Raw genomic sequence first — 2,453 nt, 5'->3', positions numbered from 1 at the left:
AAACAACCAAGGAGAAACGCAGGAACTTGACCACTACGACCAACACGAACGATACCTAAGGCGGGTCACTTCTCGGTGGAAATGCCGGGTCAGCTCTCAGTGGAAATCAACAATCGATGCGCAAGACGGCGGCTACAACATGCTGCGCTTCAGCGGCGGGACCATGGAAACGCTTGCCTGGTACGAGAACATGATGGCGATGATCATGGCGGGACGGGCGGCCGAATTGCTTTTGCTAAGGTCGGCCTCCACGGGATCGGCGGGTGCCGATCATTCCGATCTGGCCAAGGCGACCGATCTTGGACTGGGAATGGAAACGAAGCTTGGCTTCGCCGGCGTTCGGCCGCTCTTGTATCTGTCGCATGCCGTGCCCGCACAGGCGCTGATTACCGATTGCGATCTGGCCGACCGCGTTCACGCGCGCATCGAGACAGGGCTGGAGCTGGCAACGGAGGTCATCAAGCTCAATCGACCGCCAATGGACGCCCTGGTGCGAGCCTTGTTCGACGCCCAGGCGCTGGACGGTCCGGCAGTCATGGCGATCCTGCGGAGGTCCTATGACTAGCGGTGCATCAGGATAGCAGCTTCAAAGCTCATTGCTCTGATACAGATGTCTTGGAGCAATGGGGGCGCAGACGTATGACCGTATCAGTGATCGCGCACTATGACTGGAGCATCGACAGGTCCAAACGTTGCATGGCGGTCGCGATCGTGGCGCCGCAGCGCGGCTGGGTCATCGGCAGGCCTGAGCCTGTGGGCGACACTGCGTCACTGATTGATCGCCTGCAACGTCGTGCTGTCATCACAGGCTCAGTGTTGATTGGCTTCGACTTTCCAATCGGCTTGCCGCGATCCTACGGGCAGAAAACTGGGTTCAAGTCTTTCCGGGATGCGTTGGCAGGCTTCGGCAAGGGAGCTTGGTCAGATTGGTACAACGTCGCAGAACACCGCGGCGAGATTTCGGTCCACCGTCCTTTCTATCCGATGCGTCCGGGCGGAACGAAACGCGCGCATTTGCTTGAGGGACTAAGGGTCAACGAGACCGCGGATCTGTTGCGGCGATGCGAGCGTTCGACGGCTGATCGCCAGGCGGCGTGTTCACTGTTCTGGACACTCGGCGGCAATCAGGTCGGCAAGGCAGCTCTAACCGGCTGGCGCGAAGTCATCCTGCCGCGCCTAGACAACGTTGGCCTCTGGCCGTTCGATGGCAGCTTGCTGGAATTGACCGCCATGCATCCCGTGGTCCTAGCTGAGACCTACCCAGGCGATGTCTACGGCCAGCTCGGCATCCCGCGCCGACCGGTGTGGAGCAAGCGGCAGCAGTTCGGCCGTCGCGCTGTCGGCAACCACCTCGAACGCTGGATCACGCGGCGAGCGCATGTGGATGCCTCAGCCATCCTCGAACTCATCGAAGATGGATTCGGTTCGGATAAGACCGGCGAAGACAGATTCGACGCGTCAGTCGGACTCTTGGGCATGATCGATGTCGTCACTGGAGCAAGGCCTGAAGGCGCCCCGACCGACGATGCCGTGAAAACATGGGAAGGCTGGATTTTGGGGCAGGCCAGCTCTCGCGGCGACCTGACGTGAAGCGAGTCGACTTTTGGCAAACTCAGGCTGATGTGCCTGCAACTTGAAACACGTTGCGATCATTCGATTCTAAACTGCGGATTTCCGATTCAAGCTTTTGCGCAAGCGATTCCGCAAACGCCCTTTGCAGCCGCTCGGAGCCGCATAACTCTCCATGACGTGCAGGCACGTTGACTCAAATTGCGATCATTCGATTCAAAACTCGGCTGAACCGATTCCAAGTTCCGGAATTTCGATTCAGGCGGAAACGCCTTGCGCCGGTGGGGCGGTCCTCTGACCATTGGTAGGAGCCAACAACGCAGGAGGACATATGACCCGGAAATCAGAAGCGGTGCGGAATCGTGAGCAGAAGGAGCGACAGCGCATACTGAGGGCGAAGCAGAAAGCAGAGAAGCGACCGGGCCGTGATGATGTGGCGCGCGTTCTCCTGCATTGGTTCATCCGCGGTGCAACGGTGAAAGGTCGCGAGCATGAACTCGACCGCACCGGAGAGATCATCGTCAAGAGATTGGTCGAACAGGGGTTCGACGAGGCCGCGTCCTCCGCCGTCTTCGATGCCCTCGTTGAGAAGTACGGAGGCAATGCCTGGGCTTTCGCAGGAAGCCGCATCTTCTCTATCCGCCAGAGGTCAATCAGGATGAGTGATTGCCAGGCCGCTTTAGCTTACCTGTTTCTCCCGTAAGTCGCCCCGACTGGTGCAAACGGCGTTCAAGTGACACGACTGTCTTCCCCCCATTACTTCTTAAAACGCCGTTTGATTCTGAGTATCCATCCGGCGAAGGCCGCAGAGCTTATGATTTAGGCTGGTCCGCCATGATGCGTTCGATCCTTTCCGGATCACATTGCTCGTCGATAAGGAACTG

2 protein-coding genes and 1 pseudogene are annotated in these 2,453 nt (G+C 58.6%); all 3 read left to right on the top strand.

Translation table 11 applies throughout. The annotated features are described in order from the left end of the window. Positions 1–565: pseudogene (locus ASG39_RS10715) on the top strand (hypothetical protein); the annotation flags it as partial. A gap of 74 nt (positions 566–639) precedes the next feature. Next, entirely contained in the window at positions 640–1,590 is a 951-nt protein-coding gene (locus tag ASG39_RS10710; protein ID WP_062595007.1) for a hypothetical protein, read from the top strand. 310 nt (positions 1,591–1,900) lie between these two features. Then, on the top strand, positions 1,901–2,272 hold the full coding sequence (locus ASG39_RS10705; protein WP_244481212.1) for a hypothetical protein: 372 nt from the start codon (positions 1,901–1,903) through the stop codon (positions 2,270–2,272). Positions 2,273–2,453: the final 181 nt, after the last annotated feature.

The organism is Rhizobium sp. Leaf371 (genome assembly GCF_001424045.1).
Classification (GTDB): Bacteria; Pseudomonadota; Alphaproteobacteria; order Rhizobiales; family Rhizobiaceae; genus Ferranicluibacter.
The sequence above is the reverse complement of the archived record's forward strand: the minus strand, read 5'-3'. Positions and strand labels throughout refer to the sequence as shown.